Origin of the sequence: Flavobacterium ponti, from assembly GCF_042652765.1 — a bacterium.
GTDB classification, from domain to species: Bacteria; Bacteroidota; Bacteroidia; order Flavobacteriales; family Flavobacteriaceae; genus Flavobacterium; species Flavobacterium ponti.
Genome location: NZ_JBHSGW010000003.1, coordinates 55996 through 76059, shown reverse-complemented (window position 1 = coordinate 76059; position 20064 = coordinate 55996). Strand labels below are relative to the sequence as shown.

At 29.8% G+C, this 20064-nt stretch carries 17 protein-coding genes and 1 tRNA gene; 7 read left to right on the top strand and 11 right to left on the bottom strand.

The genetic code is table 11. The features are described 5' to 3' along the window. Nucleotides 1-106: 106 nt before the first annotated feature. The 6 genes from ACFO3U_RS04870 to rplM all read right to left on the bottom strand — a co-directional run bounded on the left by ACFO3U_RS04870 (nucleotide 107) and on the right by rplM (nucleotide 4297). Complete coding sequence (locus ACFO3U_RS04870) at nucleotides 107-724, bottom strand: DUF6705 family protein (RefSeq protein WP_379738615.1); 618 nt, start codon at nucleotides 722-724, stop codon at nucleotides 107-109. A gap of 123 nt (nucleotides 725-847) precedes the next feature. Continuing rightward, on the bottom strand, nucleotides 848-1420 hold the full coding sequence (locus ACFO3U_RS04865) for a hypothetical protein (RefSeq protein ID WP_379738614.1): 573 nt from the start codon (nucleotides 1418-1420) through the stop codon (nucleotides 848-850). Between the two features lie 87 nt (nucleotides 1421-1507). Beyond that, nucleotides 1508-2332, bottom strand: coding sequence for a translation elongation factor Ts (gene tsf / locus ACFO3U_RS04860; protein ID WP_379738613.1), 825 nt, complete (start codon nucleotides 2330-2332; stop codon nucleotides 1508-1510). 127 nt (nucleotides 2333-2459) lie between these two features. After that, entirely contained in the window at nucleotides 2460-3275 is an 816-nt protein-coding gene (gene rpsB, locus ACFO3U_RS04855; RefSeq protein ID WP_379738612.1) for a 30S ribosomal protein S2, read from the bottom strand. A 180-nt stretch (nucleotides 3276-3455) separates the two neighbouring features. Continuing rightward, nucleotides 3456-3842, bottom strand: coding sequence for a 30S ribosomal protein S9 (gene rpsI, locus ACFO3U_RS04850; RefSeq protein WP_379738611.1), 387 nt, complete (start codon nucleotides 3840-3842; stop codon nucleotides 3456-3458). Further along, the gene (gene rplM, locus ACFO3U_RS04845) at nucleotides 3842-4297 is read right to left on the bottom strand and encodes a 50S ribosomal protein L13 (protein ID WP_379738610.1); all 456 of its coding nucleotides are present in this window, start codon (nucleotides 4295-4297) and stop codon (nucleotides 3842-3844) included. Before rplM ends, rpsI begins: the two co-directional genes overlap by 1 nt. Before the next feature lie 243 nt (nucleotides 4298-4540). Here rplM and ACFO3U_RS04840 point away from each other — a divergent pair, with 243 nt between their 5' ends. Further along, nucleotides 4541-5569, top strand: a complete 1029-nt coding sequence (locus tag ACFO3U_RS04840) for a LacI family DNA-binding transcriptional regulator (RefSeq protein ID WP_379738609.1) — start codon at nucleotides 4541-4543, stop codon at nucleotides 5567-5569. 1 nt (nucleotide 5570) lies between these two features. Here the strand turns inward: ACFO3U_RS04840 and ACFO3U_RS04835 are convergent, their stop codons facing one another. Both ACFO3U_RS04835 and polA read right to left on the bottom strand, forming a co-directional pair. Further along, a complete protein-coding gene (locus tag ACFO3U_RS04835; protein ID WP_379738608.1) occupies nucleotides 5571-6875 on the bottom strand; it encodes a serine hydrolase domain-containing protein in 1305 nt (434 codons plus the stop codon). 13 nt (nucleotides 6876-6888) lie between these two features. After that, a complete protein-coding gene (gene polA / locus ACFO3U_RS04830; protein ID WP_379738796.1) occupies nucleotides 6889-9744 on the bottom strand; it encodes a DNA polymerase I in 2856 nt (951 codons plus the stop codon). A 118-nt stretch (nucleotides 9745-9862) separates the two neighbouring features. Between polA and ACFO3U_RS04825 the strand changes: the two genes are divergently transcribed. The 3 genes from ACFO3U_RS04825 (at nucleotide 9863) to ACFO3U_RS04815 (ending at nucleotide 13139) form a co-directional block, all read left to right on the top strand. Next, nucleotides 9863-11104 (top strand): metallophosphoesterase, encoded by a 1242-nt coding sequence (locus tag ACFO3U_RS04825; RefSeq protein ID WP_379738607.1) that lies wholly within the window; start codon nucleotides 9863-9865, stop codon nucleotides 11102-11104. Nucleotides 11105-11201: 97 nt separating this feature from the next. Beyond that, nucleotides 11202-12674 carry a hypothetical protein gene (locus ACFO3U_RS04820; protein ID WP_379738606.1) on the top strand — a complete coding sequence of 491 codons (1473 nt, stop codon included), beginning with the start codon at nucleotides 11202-11204 and terminating at the stop codon, nucleotides 12672-12674. Nucleotides 12675-12842: 168 nt separating this feature from the next. Then, on the top strand, nucleotides 12843-13139 hold the full coding sequence (locus ACFO3U_RS04815) for a thioredoxin family protein (protein WP_379738605.1): 297 nt from the start codon (nucleotides 12843-12845) through the stop codon (nucleotides 13137-13139). On the opposite strand, the gene ACFO3U_RS04810 is transcribed toward ACFO3U_RS04815, so the two are convergent. Continuing rightward, nucleotides 13136-13759 carry a polysaccharide deacetylase family protein gene (locus ACFO3U_RS04810; RefSeq protein ID WP_379738604.1) on the bottom strand — a complete coding sequence of 208 codons (624 nt, stop codon included), beginning with the start codon at nucleotides 13757-13759 and terminating at the stop codon, nucleotides 13136-13138. The two genes, ACFO3U_RS04815 and ACFO3U_RS04810, sit on opposite strands and share 4 nt — an antisense overlap. Before the next feature lie 79 nt (nucleotides 13760-13838). Continuing rightward, on the bottom strand, nucleotides 13839-17045 hold the full coding sequence (locus ACFO3U_RS04805; RefSeq protein ID WP_379738603.1) for a glycosyltransferase family 117 protein: 3207 nt from the start codon (nucleotides 17043-17045) through the stop codon (nucleotides 13839-13841). A gap of 153 nt (nucleotides 17046-17198) precedes the next feature. Here ACFO3U_RS04805 and ACFO3U_RS04800 point away from each other — a divergent pair. Continuing rightward, a tRNA-Gln gene (locus ACFO3U_RS04800) sits at nucleotides 17199-17269 on the top strand. A gap of 54 nt (nucleotides 17270-17323) precedes the next feature. On the opposite strand, the gene ACFO3U_RS04795 is transcribed toward ACFO3U_RS04800, so the two are convergent. Further along, the gene (locus ACFO3U_RS04795) at nucleotides 17324-18148 is read right to left on the bottom strand and encodes a universal stress protein (RefSeq protein ID WP_379738602.1); all 825 of its coding nucleotides are present in this window, start codon (nucleotides 18146-18148) and stop codon (nucleotides 17324-17326) included. A 163-nt stretch (nucleotides 18149-18311) separates the two neighbouring features. Between ACFO3U_RS04795 and rimP the strand changes: the two genes are divergently transcribed. Next, the gene (gene rimP / locus ACFO3U_RS04790) at nucleotides 18312-18779 is read left to right on the top strand and encodes a ribosome assembly cofactor RimP (RefSeq protein ID WP_379738601.1); all 468 of its coding nucleotides are present in this window, start codon (nucleotides 18312-18314) and stop codon (nucleotides 18777-18779) included. A gap of 15 nt (nucleotides 18780-18794) precedes the next feature. Next, nucleotides 18795-20036 carry a transcription termination factor NusA gene (nusA, locus tag ACFO3U_RS04785; protein WP_379738600.1) on the top strand — a complete coding sequence of 414 codons (1242 nt, stop codon included), beginning with the start codon at nucleotides 18795-18797 and terminating at the stop codon, nucleotides 20034-20036. Nucleotides 20037-20064 lie beyond the last annotated feature (28 nt).

Genomic DNA, 20064 nt, shown 5'->3' with positions numbered 1-20064 from the left:
ATATGGAATTTTTAAAACATTGTTTAAAATAAAAAAACCTTAATTCGTTGTGGAATTAAGGTTTTTGAAATTGACCTTTTTTATATTTAAAAAAGGATAACTTTTACTAATCAATTTTAATCATAGTAGTTTCCCCTAAAGGAATAAAAATTATCTGTTCTCCAGATGTGTATGATGAATCAGGTCCTAGCTTAAAGTTAGCACCGTTGTCTGCTTTAAAAATTATAGTTTCGGGAGTTGATGCATCGGTTTTATATATTTGATACCTAACACCAACATTTTTAGTTTTATCTATAAAATTACCGGACAAATAATCATCACCAGCAAATTTAAAACCACTAGTATTTATATTATTCATATTTGTTTCATTTAGGTTATCATATAATAAAACTCCATTAATTACAAGCTTATATCTTATTCTAACTTCATCAATATAAGAATATGTAGATTCTAATTGACCTTGAATAATATCCCCTAAAAAGCGTTGATCTCTTTTTTCTATTTTTATTATAAAAAGTGTACCATTTTGATTATATTGCCATGTGCCAACATATTGATCTCTCTCATTAGCAGTATCCATAGCGTAATTGCCATTTTCAGCAAAATGAATATCATCACTTTCAATTGCCAAAGATGTAGTGGATAGTACAGGGTAACCTGGTACTTCTTGTGCTTTTGCAAAACAAAAAAACAAAAGTGCAATAAGAATGATTTTTTTAGACATAAAAGATATGATATGTGTATATGATAGTAATTTTCAAATATATGGAATTTTTAAAAACATTGTTTAAAATAAAAAACCTTAATTCTAGAACGAATTAAGGTTTTTAAAATTGTCTTGTATTTTTTATTGTCTAGTTAAGGTCAAATCTACTTTTGGCAAAAACATAGGAATGTCTTGTTGATTTGCATATGGGCAGTCAAAATATAAATATTCATCAAAGCTAAAATCCTTATAAAGAATTTGATTTGGATTATTTATATCCTTAACAAGTGTAAACTTTATATTGTTATTACAATTATCTGAATCATTATATTGAAAAAAATATTCAGAAAAAATATTACCTAAATTATATATTTTATAATTTTCATAGGATGTAATATTTAAATCATCATATAATATTATGTTTAGATTTAAATCAACTACTTTAAATTTACATAAAAGCATGTCTCTGTAATAATATTCTCCATTTGATAAAGTTATTAAATGTTTGGTGAATTTTACAAATTCAAAAGTATACTCTTTATTGTTAATGTTTCCTTTCCATGTTCCTTCCCAAAAAGTAAAAATATCGTTTAGATCTTTCTTATAAGCACCGTTTGGTTCGTCAATTGTTTTAAGTGGCACTACTATTTGAGCGCCACAACTTAAGTTTATTGTAAAAAATAAAAAGCAAATAAATTTTAATATATTTTTCATAATTTAAATATAATAAAAAAACCTTAATTCGTTATAGAATTAAGGTTTTTAAAATTGTGAGTTTCTGAAACGAGTTCAGAATAAATATTATCCTAAAGCAACTCTTTTGAATCCTGTTACAGTTAAATCTCCATTTACAGATTTAACATAAGCAGCAACACTCATAGAACCGTCTTTAATAAAATCTTGGTTTACTAAAGTATTATCTTTAAAGAAACGGTTTAATTTTCCTTTTGCGATATTGTCTAACATTGCTTCTGGTTTTCCTTCAGCACGTAATTGATCTTTAGCAATTTCAATTTCTTTTTCAATAGTTGCAGCATCAACACCATCTTCGTTTAATGCGATTGGGTTCATTGCAGCAGCTTGCATAGATACGTTTCTTGCTGCTTCTTCAGCACCTTCAACTTTTGCAGATAATGAAGTTAATGTAGCAATTTTGTTTCCAGCGTGGATGTAAGAACCTACGAAAGGACCTTCTAATCTTTCGAAAGAATTGATTTCAATTTTTTCTCCAATAACTCCAGTTTGCTCAATTAATTTATCAGCTACAGTGATTCCGTTGAAATCAGAAGCTAATAATTCTTCTTTAGTGTTGAATTTTAATGCTTGATTAGCTAAATCAGTAGCTAATTTTACGAAACTTTCGTTTTTTCCAACGAAGTCAGTTTCACAGTTTAATGTAATAACAACACCAGCTGTATTGTCTGCATTAACAACAGCAATTGCAGCACCTTCAGTTGATTCTCTATCTGAACGATTAGCAGCAACTTTTTGTCCTTTTTTTCTAAGGTTTTCGATTGCTAAATCAAAATCGCCATCAGCTTCAACCAATGCTTTTTTGCAGTCCATCATACCTGCACCAGTGATTGTTCTTAATTTATTTACGTCTGCAGCAGTAATTGTTGCCATAATATTTTATTTTTTAATTGTAAATTTAAAGTCTTAAACTATAAAAATCCAAATCCCAACTTTATTAAATTATCAATTAATTGATGCTTTATTGGAATTTGGATTTTATAAATTCTGAATTTTTATATTATTCTTCTGTTGAAGTTTCTTCAGCTTTAACTTCTACTTCAGCAGCTACTTCAGTAGTTTCAGCTTTTTTAGCTTTAGGAGCTTTTTTTACTTCTTTTCCTTCTTCTTGGTCTTCACCGTCAGAAGTTCTTTCAGATAAACCTTCAATAAGTGCACCAGTAACTAAAGATAAAATTTTATCGATTGATTTTGAAGCGTCATCGTTTGATGGAATTACATAATCTACTTCACGAGGATCAGAGTTTGTATCAACCATTGCGAAAACTGGAATGTTTAATTTGTGAGCTTCTTTAATTGCGATATGCTCAGCTTTAACATCAACTACAAAAAGAGCAGCTGGAAGTCTAGTCATGTCAGAAATTGAACCTAAGTTCTTTTCTAATTTTGCTCTAAGACGATCCACTTGTAATCTTTCTTTTTTAGATAACGTCATGAAAGTACCATCTTTCTTCATTCTATCAATCATAGCCATTTTTTTAACAGCTTTTCTAATAGTTACGAAGTTAGTTAGCATTCCACCTGGCCATCTTTCAGTGATGTAAGGCATGTTTGCAGCAGCAGCTTTTTCAGCTACGATGTCTTTAGCTTGTTTTTTGGTAGCAACGAAAAGTACTTTTCTACCTGAAGATGCAATTTTTTTCAAAGCTTCGTTAGCTTCTTCAATTTTTGCAGCTGTTTTATATAGGTTAATGATATGAATACCATTACGCTCCATATAGATGTAAGGAGCCATGTTTGGATCCCACTTACGAGTCATGTGTCCAAAGTGAACACCTGCTTCTAATAATTCTTTAACGTCAATTTTGTTTGCCATTGTGTAATAGTTTACGTTCCGTGTTATAGCAATCTTCAAGTAGTCACTTGCGTTTGTCTTGAAAATTTAGATGCTAAACTAATTCCCTTTTTTAATTGAAGGAATATCGACAACTGTGTTTTAAATTCAATTTTAATTGTAAAAATCTGTCTGAAAAATAATCCAAACTCCTTCGAAATATTAACGTTTCGAGAATTGGAATTTTTTTCTTGCTTTTTTCTGACCGAATTTTTTACGTTCTACCATTCTTGGATCTCTTGTTAGTAACCCTTCTGGTTTCAAGATAGCTCTGTTTTCAGCTTCTACCTCACACATAGCTCTTGCAATAGCCATTCTTACAGCTTCTGCTTGACCTGTTGAACCACCACCATAAACATTTACTTTTACGTCAAAGTTTGTTGCATTTTCTGTCATAGACATTGGTTGCATAACTTTGTACTGTAAAGTAGCAGTTGGGAAGTAAGTTGCAAATTCTTTTTTGTTTACGGTAATTTTACCTGTTCCTTCTGAAACATAAACACGTGCTACAGCACATTTTCTTCTACCGATTTTGTGAATAACTCCCATTACTTAAGATCGTTTAGGTTAACGGTTTTAGGTTTTTGAGCTCCATGAGTATGCTCAGCACCTACAAATACATTTAAATTTCGGAATAATTCAGCACCTAATTTATTTTTAGGTAACATTCCTTTTACAGCTTTTTCTACTAATAATGCAGGATTTTTTTGTTGCATTACTTTAGCAGTTAAAGTTCTTTGTCCTCCTGGGTAACCTGTGTGACGAATGTATGTTTTTTCGTCTAGCTTGTTACCAGTCAGGTTGATTTTTTCTGCGTTGATAACGATTACGTTATCTCCACAGTCAACGTGCGGTGTATAACTTGGCTTATATTTACCTCTTAAAAGCATTGCAACTTTTGTAGATAAACGACCTAAGTTATGACCTTCAGCATCTACAACAACCCACTGTTTGTCAACTGTGGCTTTGTTAGCTGAAACTGTCTTGTAGCTTAATGTGTTCACAATAATTTATTTTAATTAAACATTCCATTCCCTTCCGATGGTTCGGGTAAGGGAGTGCAAAAGTACAATTATTTATTATAAAACCAAATACCAATTGCAATATTATTTATATTGTATATGAAGTAGTTATAAAGTGAGAATAATATTTCAGAATTATAAAGTGGAAAAAAAATATCTAGTTTTATTTTTCCTAAGTTTAAAATGTTATTTTAAAAATGACTAATTTTACCTTTTTAACAAGTTATGAAATCAAAAGCCACATTAAAACAAATTGCAAAAGAATTAGGAGTTTCAGTATCTACTGTCTCCAAAGCTTTAAGTGATAGTTCTGAAATTAGTGATAGTACAAAAGTAAAAATAAAAGAATTTGCTAAATTAAAAAATTACAAACCTAATAGTATTGCTAAAAATTTAAAAAATCAGCGTACTAATACTATAGGTGTAATTATACCTAATATATTAAATCCTTTTTTTGCCAAAGTTTTTAGTGGTATTGAAAAACGTGCTCTTGAAAGAGGTTATAATGTAATTACTGGGATTTCAAATGAATCTCAACAAAAAGAGCAACAAGTGATGGACATGTTAAATAATGGAACTATTGATGGTTTTATTATTTCACTTGCTGAAGAAACACAATTTGAGAAAAATTATAAGCATATTAAAGAAATTTTAAATAGTGGAACACCTATCGTAATGTTTGATAGGGTTGCGGATGAAATTAAATGTGATAAAGTTATAGTTGATGATTTTGACTCTGCATTTGATGCGACTAATCATTTAATAAAACTTGGCTGTAGAAAAATTGCTTTACTTTCTACAATTGATAATGTAAGTGTTGGCAAATTGAGATTAGAGGGTTTTAAAAAAGCAATTGAAAGTAAAAATCAAACTCTGAATGAAGAATTAATTATTCTTGAAAATGATATTGATGTTTTTGAGTCAAAATTGAAAGATTTATTGAGTTCAAAAAAGATTGATGGTGTTTTTGCACTAAACGAAGTTGCTTCAACTACAGCATTTAGATTAGCATTAAAAAAAGGTATTAAAATTCCTGAAGAAATAAACTTTATTGGTTTTGCTGATGGTGTTTGGTCTAAAAGATTAACTCCTAGTCTATCAACAGTAAGTCAACATGCACCGGAAATTGGAAAAAATGCCGCTGATTTGTTAATTGATAGACTTGAAGATAAATCTGAAAAAGAAATTCCAGAATATAAAACAGTTGTTATTAAGACTGAATTACGTCAAAGAGAGTCAACCAGAAAAATTTAGATTATTCTCTAGTGAATTTAAACTTTTGCCCTGCTTGTTTTAAGGTAAATTGATTTTCTTCAAAATCCATTTCAATCCCTGCAGTTTGAAATATAAATTCCGTTTCGCTTTTTGGTGTCAAGGGAAATGAACTTTGTCCTGTTGCTTGTGCAGTTAATTCACCATTTTTTATAGAAATATCAATTTTAAGTGGAATATCTTTAGAAGTATAAGTACCAACATATTTTTGCAAAACCGTGTTATCTATTTTGTCAAAATTTGGAAAAGGAAAAGGCATTTTATAGTAAATGCTCAAAATACCAATCATAATATCATTTCTGTTATAGTTATCTCCATTTACAATTAATGAAACTGCAAGATTGTCATTGGGGTAATAACCAACAACAGACCTGAATCCTTCAATTCCACCAGTGTGACCGTAGAACTTTCTTTCACCAAAAGGAAATTGCATTAAAGCCATACCATAACCATCTTTTAATTCTTTCATATGTGCTAACGAGCTGTTTTTAACTAGCTTTCCATTTAATAAACTATACATAAATAGTGTTAAATCATCTGGAGTAGATACTATTTCTCCAGCTGCAAAAGCAACATCATTTCCCCATTCAGGAATTTTTTCCCAAGTTGAACCATTGTATAGGTATGAGTAACTTTCTTTTTTTGAAGAATTGGTTTTGTCTTTAGGGTAATAAGTGTTTTTTAAGCCAAGTTTCTTAACAATTCTATTCTCAACATTTTTTTCATACGACTCATTGGTTAATTTTTCAATAATTCCACCTAATAAATAATAATTCGAATTACTATATAAAAATTGAGAACCTGGTTCAAAAATAGATTCGTAGTTGTTTATTTTTTTATAAATTATATCTTTTAAATTGTCACTAGCAAAATCTTCAACAGAAAGGGAATCTTGATTAATGTAATCTAAAATTCCTGTTCGATGGTGTAATAAATCATAAATGGAAATTTTATCAGCGTTTTGAACTTTTGGATAAAACTTGGTTAACTTACTTTCTAAACGCAATTTTTTTTCTTCAATCAATTGCATGATGATAGTTGCTGTAAAGGTTTTGGTAATAGAACCAATTTTGTATTTAGTAGTATTATCGGCTTTTATATTTGCATTAATATCTGCATAACCATAGGCTTTTGAAAATACAATTTCATTCCCTTCTCGAAGAGAAACCGAACCCATGAACTTGTTGTTTTCATTTAAATAAGTCAATAAACTATCTAATCTTTGAAAACGTTCTTGAGCAAATCCAAAAGTTGAAAATAAAGTAAAAAGTATTAATATTTTTTTCATGTTTATTATAATTCTAATGTGCTTCTAACCAATTTTTACCCAAACCTAAATCTACAGTTAAAGGAACACCCATTTTAAATGCATTTTCCATTTCACTTTTAATCATCGGTTGAATTTTTTCTAACTCATCATTATAAACGTCAAAAACCAATTCATCGTGTACTTGTAATAACATTTTTGATTTCCAGTTTTCTGAAATTAATCGTTTATGAATGTTAATCATGGCAATTTTGATGATATCAGCAGCACTTCCTTGAATTGGAGCATTAACTGCATTTCGTTCTGCTCCACCACGAACCATTGCATTGGCTGAATTGATGTCTTTTAAATAACGTCTTCTCCCTGAAATTGTTTCAACATAACCATTTTCTCTTGCAAAATCAACTTGCTCTGACATATAAGCTTTTAATTTTGGATAAGTTTGATAGTAAGCATCAATTAATTCAGCTGCTTCTTTTCGAGATAAATCAGTTTGATTGCTTAATCCAAATGCTGAAACACCATAAATTATACCAAAGTTGACCGTTTTGGCATTACTACGTTGCTCTTTAGTTACTTCTTCTAAAGGGACATTGAAGACCTTTGAAGCTGTTGAACGATGAATATCTTCGTTATTTTGGAAGGCTTTTATCATGTTTTCTTCACCAGATAAAGCAGCAATAATACGAAGTTCTATTTGAGAATAATCTGCTGCTAGTAAGGTGTAATTTTCATCACGAGCAATAAAAGCTTTTCTAATTTGTCTTCCTCTTTCGGTTCGAATTGGAATGTTTTGTAAATTTGGATTATTGGAACTCAAACGACCTGTGGCAGCAACAGTTTGCATATAATCAGTGTGAACGCGACCAGTTTTTGCATCTACTTGGTTTGGCAAAGCATCTACATAAGTATTTTGCAGTTTTACCATTTGTCTCCATTCTAAAATATGTTGAACAATTTCATTGTCTTTGGCTAAATAACTTAAGATTTCTTCACCAGTTGCATATTGACCAGTTTTGGTTTTCTTTTGTTTGGCACCTCCAATTTTTAATTTGTCAAATAAAATATCTCCTAATTGTTTTGGTGAAGCTAAATTGAAAGTTTCTCCAGCAATTTCATATATTTTTTGTTCTAATGATTTGCTTTCTTCTGCTAATTCTTTTGACATGGTTTTTAGAAAATCAACATCCAAGTTGATGCCTTCTTTTTCCATATCAGCTAAAACTTCTACCAAAGGAATTTCAATTTCGTCAAATAATTTTTTAGTACCTACTTTTTCTAAAATAGGTTGAAAATGTTCTTTTAATTGGAAAGTGATATCTGCATCTTCTACAGCATATTCTTTGACATCTTCCAAAGGAACATCGCTCATTGATTTTTGATTTTTTCCTTTTTTACCAATCAATTCTTCAATGCTTTTTGGACTATATTTTAGATAGGTTTCGCTTAAAACATCCATATTGTGTCGCATATCTGGGTTAATCAAATAATGAGCAATCATGGTGTCAAATAATTTTCCTTTTATGGTTATGTTGTAATTAGAAAGTATTTTTAAATCGTATTTTAAATTTTGACCAATTTTTTCAATCGCATCGTTTTCAAAAAATGGTTTCAGTTTTTCCATTAAAACTAAAGCTTCTTCTTGGTTTTCTGGAAACGGAACATAAAACCCTTTTCCTTTTTCGTAAGAGAAGGCAATTCCGACTAATTCAGCATTCAAAGCATCTAAACCAGTAGTTTCAGTATCAAAACACACTGAAGTTTGATTTTGTAAATTTTGAAGTAATAATTTCAAAGCTAAATCACCTTGAACAATTTGATAAAAATGTTCGGTGTTTTCTAAAGTTGCATAAAATGAATTGTGACTTGAAGTATCATTGGAATCATCAGAAAATCCGAATAAATCCATTTGATCTTCATTTTTTGGAGCTGTTTTTTTGGCTGGTTTTGGAGTTTCACCATTTGTAGGAATATCGTTTGTGTTTATTTCATCATAATCACTTCCATCTCTAAACATTTTATCAAACTGTTCTTGCATTCTTCTGAATTCCAATTCTTGAAAAATGGCTTCAGTTTTCTCTACATCTGGTTTTGAAAGTTCAAAATCATTTTCATTAAATGTCACAGGGCAATCGAGTAGGATAGTAGCTAATTTTTTAGAAAGAATCCCTTTTTCTTTGTTGGCTTCGATGTTTTCTTTCATTTTGCCTTTCAGTTCGTGTGTGCTTTCAAGCAATTTTTCCATCGAACCATATTCGGCTAAAAATTTCTTGGCTGTTTTTTCTCCAACACCAGGTAATCCTGGAATATTATCAACTGCATCACCCATCATTCCAAGAAAATCAATTACTTGTAAAGGATGTTGAACTTCAAATTTAGCTTGTACTTCAGGAATTCCCCAAATTTCAATACCATTACCCATTCGAGCTGGTCGATACATAAAAATATTTTCGGAAACCAATTGCGCAAAATCCTTATCTGGAGTTACCATAAAAACTTGAAATCCTTCTTTTTCTGCTTGTTTGGCTAATGTTCCAATTAAATCATCGGCTTCAAAACCTGCTTTTTCCATAATTGGAATGTGCATGGCTTTTAAAATTTCTTGAATATATGGAACTGCAATTTTTATAGCTTCTGGAGTAGCATCTCTATTAGCTTTGTAATCAGGAAACATTTCATTTCGTATGTCACTTCCACCTTTATCAAAAGCTACAGCTAAATGATCTGGTTTTTCACGTTTAATCACATCCATAAGAGAATTCATAAATCCCATTATGGCAGAAGTATCCATTCCTTTTGAGTTTATTCTAGGATTTTTGATAAAGGCATAATACCCACGAAATATTAATGCATATGCATCTAAAAGGAATAATCTTTTTTGTGACATGATTTTGAAATTTATTTTAAAACGTAAAAATACAATTCTTTATGAATATCACTTTGTTAAATTTGATTAAATAAATAGTCTATTTGATTTCTAGTTGTTTACTTTGTAAAAAAATAATAATATGCTACGTTGGATAATTCCATTAATAGTAATTGCTGTCGTTGAATTTTACTCTTTTCAGGCAATTAGAACGGTATCAAAATCTAAAATTGTTTTAGCGGTTTATATTTTAGCTACTTTAATAACAATTATTTACATAGTTTATAACTTTTTACAATTTGATAGAAGTGTAGGCCAGACTCAACAAAGTATGTTGGCTATGGGTATGTTTTTAATCTTTGTTGTTCCAAAAATTTTAATTGCAGTAGTCTTGTTTGGGGAAGATATTTTTAGATTTTTCAAAGCTATTATTGTTCATTTTATGGGAGATAATGATGGAGGAAAATTTATGCCTACCAGAAGAAGATTTGTAAGTCAAATTGCTCTTGGGTTAGCATCTATTCCTTTTACATCTCTTATTTATGGAATGACAATTGGAAAATATAATTTCAAAGTAATAAAAAAAACTTTGAGTTTTCCTGATTTACCTGATTCTTTTGATGGTGTTACAATTACACATATTTCTGACATACACAGTGGAAGCTTTGATAATCATGAAAAAATTGAATATGCTATCGATTTAATCAATGAACAAAACAGTGATTTAGTATTGTTTACTGGTGATATTGTAAATACTCATGCAAAGGAAATGCATCCTTGGATTGAAACATTTAAAAAAATCCATAATCCAGTTTTAGGAAAATATTCTATTTTAGGAAATCATGATTATGGAGAATATTCTGATTGGAGTTCTGAAGAAGCAAAAGAAGAAAATTTTAAAGAGATTAAAGATTTACATCGTCAAATAGATTTTAAGTTATTACTGAACCAAAATGTAAAAATCCAAAAAGGGAAGGATTTCATAAGACTAGTTGGTGTGGAAAATTGGGGAAAACATTTCAAAAAAGCTGGTGACTTAAATATAGCAAGTGAAGGTGTTTCAAATGATGAGTTTAAAATATTAATGAGTCACGATCCAAGTCATTGGGACGCAGAAGTTCAACATGATGAAAGAAATTATCATTTGACACTTTCTGGTCACACACATGGTTTTCAATTTGGAATTGAAATACCAGGATTTTTAAAATGGAGTCCTGTTCAATATGTTTATAAACAATGGGCTGGATTGTATGAAAATATGGGTCGATTTATCTATGTTAATCGTGGATTTGGATTTCATGCTTTTCCTGGAAGAGTAGGGATAATGCCTGAAATTACGGTTATCACTTTAAAAAAAGGAGGTTTTACCGTAAAAGATTTATAATTTTAAAAGATTAACTTTTTTCAGATATGTTTATTTTATAATTGATGTAATTTTGGTGCTTCAATAGATTCCCAAATCTAGAAAAATAGACTTACTTATGAAAAATTTACCTACTAAGCTATCTATGTGGATAGTGCTTTCTTTCTTTATGGTTTTAACCCAAATAAGAGCACAAGTTGGAATAGGAACTACATCACCAGATATTAGTTCAATGTTAGATGTTAGCTCAACTTCTAAAGGATTTTTAACTCCAAGAATGACCACTTTGCAAAGAAATTCTATTGCGACTCCTACAGATGGTTTGTTGGTTTATGATACAACTTTAAAATCTTTTTATCATTATAATACATCAACTAGTTCATGGGTTAAAATAAATAGTGAAGTAAATGGAAGGCTTAATTTTAAGAGAATTAAATCTACAGATGTACTTTCAACTGTTTTAGCTTCAGAACTAGCAGCAGGTGGAGGAAGTAAATATGTTTTGGATAGTTCTACCTACTACGAAATTAATGGAACTATAAATGTCAATTTTCCTATTGAATTAAATAGTGCTTATTTAGTAGGTTTAGATGCAAATGAAGATAAATTAGTTAGAACAGGTAATCTATTTATTGGAGGAACTGGTGGTACGGTTAAGAATATTTCTATAACTGTTACAGGAGGTGCTGTTTTTTCTTTATCCGGAACTGCAACCCAGACTCTTCTTTTAAGAGATTCAATTGTGAGTGGTTGTTCTGATGTTGGAACAATCAGTGGTTTTGGATTGGTGTTTTTTTCAGTAGTGCAATATACGGCTAACACTACTGGAATTACTTATTCAGGTATTAATAGATTATTGTTAAACAACACTGCTTGGTTTGGTAATAATACTGGAACTTTTGAAAAATTTACAGGTAATTTTACATTAATTCAAAAACAAGGTGGTTTTTGTGAAGTAAATGGAACGGCTATTGGAATTGATGTCTCTGGTAACCCAGCAATTTTAGGTGATGCTGTAATGGAATCTGTAGTTTTTACTGGAACACTATCAACAGGTTTGTATGTAAAACCATATACTACTGGAACTTACTCAGGATACAATTTTAATAATAATTGGAATATTCGTTGTCCTGGTATACCTAGTGAAAGTGATTCGGCAGCAACAGGTAATTTTGGAGCTGATTATCCAGTTGGCTCAGGTTTGGGTATTTACATTAACAATAATACAACTAAATATAAAATTGCAACTGTTAGTACCTCTTCTAATTTATTTAGGTTTTCATCTGATGGATTTTCAAAGTTAACTTACTTAGGTAAAAAGAAAAGAATTTTTCAAATTACGGGATCAATTTCTTTTCAAGTACCAGCTAGTGGTGTTTATATAGTTTATATTGCAAAAAATGGATCTTCTGGAACAATTGATAATTTTAAAATATATGGAAAAGGAGCTGCTGCCAATGATATTGTTGTAGTTCCATTGAATGCAGTAGCTGAACTTTCTGCTAATGATTATATAGAAGTATATATTCAACGATATTCTGGTTCAAATGGTGACGTCGTGGTTCCTAATATGACACTTACTATTAAATAACAGTTAATTATTTGTTGATGTTAAATTAGTTTTTTGAAAGATGTAAACTTTAAAATAGTCATTTTGCTAAAAAAAAGATAAATTTTAATGTAATTTGTTATAAAATACTACATTTGTATTGTAAATTCAATAATAAGATTTTATTTTATTATTAATTAAATCAAATTTATGTCAAAATTTGGAGAACTTATCGATGCTCAAGTTCCTGTTTTGTTAGATTTTTTTACAGAATGGAATGAGCCTTCAATTGCAATGAACGAAGTAATTCGTCATGTAGCTGCTGCACTTGGTGATAAAGCTAAAGTGATTAAAATTGATATTGATAAAAATCAAGAACTTGCCGAAGCTCTTCGTATTAAAGGTTTGCCTACTTTAATGATTTACAAATCAGGTCAAATGGTTTGGAGACAAAGTGGTGAATTAGATGCTAATACACTGATAAATATTGTGCAAGAGCAAGCTTAGTTTATCGTTTCAAATGTAAATCCTTTTTCTTTTAAGAATTTTATTGCTTTGGGTAAGCTATATTCAAGGTTTTTCTGTGCTTTTAAACTGTCGTGAAAAACTACTATACTTCCTGAAGTTGTTATTTTTATGTTTTCAAAACATTTTTCTGGTGAAATGGTTTGGTCATAATCTTTGCTCAAAACATCCCACATTATTATTTTAAATCCTTTTTTTCTTAATTGTATAGATTGTATTAAACTAATTTTTCCATAAGGAGGACGAAATAATTTATAGCTTATTGAAGCTAATTTATTAATTTCATTTTCGCACAAATCCACATTTTCAATGTAATTTTTCGTTGCTGTTTTCCAACCTTTTAAGTGGTTAAATGTGTGGTTTCCTATTGAATGTCCTTCTTTAAGAATTCTTTTAAATATTTCAGGATGTTTTTCAATGTTGTTTCCAATACAAAAAAAAGTAGCTTTGATATTTTCTTTTTCAAGTATATCTAAAACCCATTCGGTAACTTTTGGAGTTGGTCCATCATCAAATGTTAGATATATTTTATTTTCCTTATTTGGAATTTCCCAAACTTGGTTAAAAAATAACTTCTTTATGATTTTTGGAACTTTTACCATTTGGTTTAAATTATTTAGCCATAAATCATAATTGAAAAGTGAATGATTTATGGCTAAAAATAATAATTTATTTTGATAATTATTCTAACATATCTCTTTTAAAACGTTCAAACATTTTGTTGAAATTGTTGAATTTCACTTTTTCTATATTGTAGAAGTTAAGGTCATCTGCTTTTTCACTGATTTCTAATAAGCTTCTGTATCTTTCAATGTCTAGACTAATATCATATTTTATTCTGTTTTGTTCATTTACACTCAAACTTCTATAATAAGTTAGATTTTCTTGATACTTACCAATCAAAGTTTTTAATATTTTTTGTGCTTTCTCTTTTTGACCTACTTCATAATATCCTGCAGCAAATGGCTCAACTAACGTATAATATCCAAATTGTTCAATTGGCATTTTTTTCATAGCTAAATCAATCAATTTTTCAGCTTTTTCATTTTTGTTTTCATTGATTAATGTTTCCATTAGTCTAGCAATATTGGAGCGATAAGAAACACTGTTTTTTCTGGTTTCTGTGTCATGATAGATGTTTGGGTCATTACTATTTCCCCAATCCCATTTCATTATAATGTCATACATTTTATCACTATCAATAATTCCCATATCTAATGGACTTCCTCCTTTTTCTAATGGAGTTTTAACTGGAACAATTTTATAACACATTCCGTCTAATTGCAAATAATCTTTCATCCATAAGAAATCCTCATCTGCAAAACTTCCACCGGTGAAATACATTGGACGTTTCCAATTGTTTTCATTCATAATGTCTAGCATTATTAAACGATTTTTATACAATGCATTTCCTTTAATTTTTAGATTTATAGAAGGAACTATAGAATCTTGAAATTGTTTTGCAACAACATTGTTTTTAATAACTGTTTCTCTGTCAACAGGAATTATTATTTTGTTTGAAGGATAATAATGTAGACTCTGACCACTATTCATTTCAACTGTAGCTCTTTCATCGTCTAGTTTTATGAATTTTAAAACTTCATCTAAAAGTAAAGGTTCTTTGGTTTTTTCTACAAATAAAACTCCATCTCTATTACTACCTCTGTATTGATCTCTTGTAAAAGAAATTGGTAGAGGTTCAGATTTATAAGCTTTATTTTTCATTTGGTCAATATACCAATCTGTTGCAAGTAAACTAGTATTTACAATTCTAATATCAGTTCTATAACCTTCAATTTCTTGAGCATACCAAAGAGGAAAAGTATCATTATCTCCAATAGTAAATAAAATGGCATTAGGATCACAAGAATCTAAATATGCTTTTGCCATAGCTAATGCTGTATATCTTCCTGAACGATCATGGTCATTCCAATTTTCTTTTGCTAAAAGAACTGGGCCAGCTAATATTGTAACAGCTAAAACAACAGGAACAGCTGTTTTTGGACTCAAATATTTTTTCAACCCTTCATAAATGGCATAAACACCATAACCAATCCACATGGCAAATACATAGAATGAACCAACAACTGCATAATCTCTTTCTCTTGGTTCAAAAGGTCTTTCATTTAAGAATATTTTTAAAGCAAAACTTGTAAATAAGAATAATGCTAATAACACATAAAAACTCCTTAAATCTTTTCTGGCATGAAAAATCATTCCGATAACACCAAGAATAAATGGTAAGAAATAATAAGTGTTTCTAGCTCTATTATTCTTCATGTCAGAAGTTAACTCTGATTGATTTCCTAATCTAATTTCGTCTATTGGTTTAATTCCACTAATCCAATTTCCATTTTCATTGTCATATTTACCTTGAATATCATTTTGACGACCCACAAAATTCCACATCAAATATCTCCAATACATGTAGCCAAATTGATATTCAAACATAAATTGCATGTTGCTAGCAAAAGAAGGTTTTTCAACAATTAAATAATCTCCATAACCTTTCAAAAAGGCAGAATAATCTTCTAAATCAACTTTTCCTTGTGAATAAGCTGTTCTAAATTCTGAAACAATCTGAACAAGTTCGTCTTCATGAGAATATTCTGGATTTATTCTAAACTCTAAAGGTTGAGTAAAAGACATATAATTTTCAGCATGATCAGTGCTCCACATTCTAGGCATAAAACCTTTGTGATTGTCATCTAAATTTTGATTTCCGTTTTTATAATCATTAGTAATTACATAAGTTCCAGTTTTGTAATCTCTTTCGTAGTTAGGTTTTTCATCAAAATAAGGATTGCTTGGATCTAAACCTGCATATTGTTCAGAGAACATTGGGCCATAAAACGTTTTTTGTTCACCATATTGCTCTCTATTATAATAGGCTAAAACTTCGGCAGCATCAGAAGGTTTGTTTTCGTTTATTGGAATGTCAGTATTGGCTCTAATGGGTAACATTATCCATGTTGAAAATCCAATTAGAATAAATAATAAACAAAGTAAAATGGTGTTATAAAAAACATGTCCTTTTTTTCGGGTATAGTTTAATCCAAAGTAAAAGAAAGCTAAAATCAGTAAAAAGGCAAAGATTGTTCCTGAATTAAATGGTAATCCAAAAGTATTTACCATAAAAATTTCGGTCTTTCCAAAGAATGAAAGTGTATAGGGTAATAAGAATTTGAAAACGAAAAATAAAATTACTACTACAACAACATTGGCTAAAATGAAATTTTTAAGAGTAACTTCTTTGTATTTCTTAAAATAATAAAGCAATCCAATTGAAGGAATTGTTAGTAATGCCATAAAGTGAGCTCCAAAAGACAATCCGATTACTAATGATATTAGAACTAACCATCTGTTTCCTCTTGGTGTGTCTATTTCTTGTTCCCATCTCAAGGCCAACCAAATTAATAAAGCAATAAACAAAGAAGCCATAGCATAAACTTCAGCCTCAGTAGCATTAAACCAAAAACTATCAGTAAAAGTGAAGGCTAAAGAAGCTACTAAAGCACTTCCTAAAATCATTATTGAGTTGTTTTTTCCGTCATTTTCAGTCGTAGGAATTATTTTTTTAAGTAAAATAGTCATCGACCAAAACATAAATAATATCGTAAATGCACTTGAGAAAACAGACATCATATTGACCATTAATGCTATTTTATCTGGACTAGTTGCAAACATGGCAAAGAAAGAACCTAACATTTGAAACAAAGGTGCTCCAGGTGGATGACCTATTTCTAATTTGGCAGCCGTTGAGATGTATTCTCCACAGTCCCAAAAACTTAAAGTTGGTTCAACAGTTAAACTATAAGTAATTAAAGCAACAGCAAAAGCAAACCAACCCAGAATATTATTCCACTTATTAAAGTTAAATGATGTCATAAGCATATTTAAATGAGATTATTTTTTATCGATACCACAAAGAAACTATTTTTTTGTTATAACTAACGATGAAATTTATTTTTTAATATTTTTTTTAGAAAAATTTGTAATAATTAAAATATGTATTACATTTGCACTCGCAATAGCAAACCATGTCCCATGGTGTAATGGTAACACTCCGGTTTTTGGTACCGTCATTCAAGGTTCGAGTCCTTGTGGGACAACAAAAAAGCCCCGAAATTTTTCGGGGCTTTTTTTATGCTTTTACTTTTTTAGTATTATATTTTAAAAGTGATCACGGCTCTTTTTGCATGATTTACTAAATCTTCACTTATACTTCCATTAAAGAAATGTGCAATTCCTTTTCTTCCATGAGTACTCATTCCAATTAAATCAGCTTTGATGCTTTTTGCGAAATGTAAAATACCTTTTTCTACGTTAACATCATTATAAATATGTGTAGAAAAATTATTGATTTTAAATCCAGAAGTAAAATTATCCATTATTTCTTGAGCAACATGAGTTGATTTAAAGCTGTTTGGAGTGTTTATCATTACTAAATGAATGTGAGAGTTGAAATTATTGGCAAATTCAACAACTTTTGCAAAAGGCTTTTTAATTTCATCAGAAAAGTCAGAAGCAAAAACAAAATTATCTGCATTAAAGTTATTGTCTTCTTTTTTGATTACTAAAACAGGAACATCAGCATTTCTCACTACTTTTTCAGTGTTTGAACCAATAAACATTTCTTGAAACCCACTTGCACCATGTGAACCCATAACGATCAAATCAGCATTACTTGCTTTCTCGCTTTTAACAATTCCGTCAAATGCCATTTCAAATTGAATTATTTTTGAAACTTTTAATCCTTGTAAAAAATCAGAGTTGGCAATTTCGTCTAACTTATTTATGGCTGCGTTTTTGAACAACATTAATTCTGGAATATCGTGTGAACTTGAAACTGCATCATTACCTGAAGTTGGTAACTCTAACATATGAATTAGTGCTATTTCGCTATTGTTTTTTTTGGCAATTTGTGCTGCAACTTTTAGTGCATATTCGGCATGTTTTGAAAAATCTGTAGGTACTAAAATTTTTTTCATATTGAAATTTATAATGGTTTGTATTTTTATAACATAAAGGTATGAAAATTAATTATATAAATCAATGATTTTATTTATTTAAAAAATTATGTATATTTGCACCGTTATTTGTATGAGAATTTAGATAATGAGGGAAGCACTGCTTCCCTCTTTTTATAAAATTATGAGTTTTAAAGATAAAGTAAAAGTTCTTTTAGATGAAGCTTTAGCCCAGAAGACATCTATGTTTTTAATTGATTTAACTGTTACAGAAGACAATAAAATTTCAATAACTTTAGATGATGATAATGGAGTAATACTTCAAGATTGTATGGATATTAGTCGTGCAATTGAACACAAGTTAGATGAAGAAGAACTGATTTATTCAATAGATGTTGCTTCAGCTGGAGTTTCTACACCGTTGAAATTTATCAGACAATATAAAAAAAATGTAGGTAGAAATTTAAAGGTTACTACTAACGAATTAGAAAAAATTGAAGCCAAATTAACCAATGCTGATGATGAAAAAATCACCTTGGAATGGCAGTCAAGAGAGCCAAAAAAAATTGGCAAAGGAAAAGAAACAGTTAACAATAAAAAAGAAATTGCTTACTCAGAAATTAAAGAAGCAATTGTATTAATATCATTTTAATTATTTAGAATCAACATGGAGAATATTGCATTAATCGATTCGTTTTCAGAATTTAAAGACGACAAACTCATAGATAGAGTAACGTTAATGGCTATTTTAGAAGATGTTTTTAGAAACGCATTAAAGAAAAAATACGGATCAGATGACAACTTTGATATTATCATAAACCCTGATAAAGGTGATATGGAGATTTGGAGAAATAGAGTTGTTGTGGCAGATGGAGAAGTTGAAGATGAGAATTCTGAAATATCATTATCTGAAGCAAGAAGAATTGAACCAGATTTTGAAGTTGGTGAAGATGTTTCTGAAGAAGTAAAATTAATTCAATTGGGTAGAAGAGCTATTTTAGCTTTACGTCAAAACCTGATTTCAAAAATACACGAACACGACAATACAAATCTTTACAAACAATTTAAAGATTTAATAGGTGATATTTATACAGCTGAAGTACATCATGTACGTCCAAAAGTTGTAATTTTGATGGATGATGAAGGAAATGAAATTGTTCTTCCAAAAGAAAAACAAATTCCAAGTGATTATTTCAAAAAAGGAGATAACGTAAGAGGAGTTATTGAAAGTGTTGAATTAAAAGGGAATAAGCCTCAAATTATTATGTCTAGAACAGCACCGTTGTTCTTGGAAAAATTATTTGAACAAGAAATTCCAGAAGTGTTTGACGGATTAATTTCTGTAAAAAATGTAGTTCGTATACCAGGTGAAAAAGCAAAAGTTGCCGTAGATTCTTATGATGATAGAATTGATCCAGTTGGAGCTTGTGTTGGTATGAAAGGTTCTCGTATTCATGGAATTGTTAGAGAATTAGGGAATGAAAACATTGATGTAATCAATTATACAACGAATACACAATTGTATATTACTAGAGCATTAAGTCCTGCAAAAGTTTCTTCTATTAAAATTAACGAAGAAAAGAAAACAGCAGAAGTGTTCTTAAAAGTAGAAGAGGTTTCAAAAGCAATTGGTCGTGGAGGTCACAACATTAGATTAGCTGGTCAACTTACAGGTTACGAATTAGATGTAATTAGAGAAGGTTTAACAGAAGAAGAAGATGATGTTGAATTAAGAGAATTCTCTGACGAAATTGAAGAATGGGTAATTGAAGAATTTGAAAAAATTGGATTAGATACAGCTAAAAGTATTTTAGATCAAGATGTTGCTGATTTAGTAAGAAGAACAGATCTTGAAGAAGAAACAGTTTTAGAGGTAGTTAGAATTTTAAAAGAAGAATTTGATAGATAGTTTTCAAAACTAATAGTCAAGAAAAAAG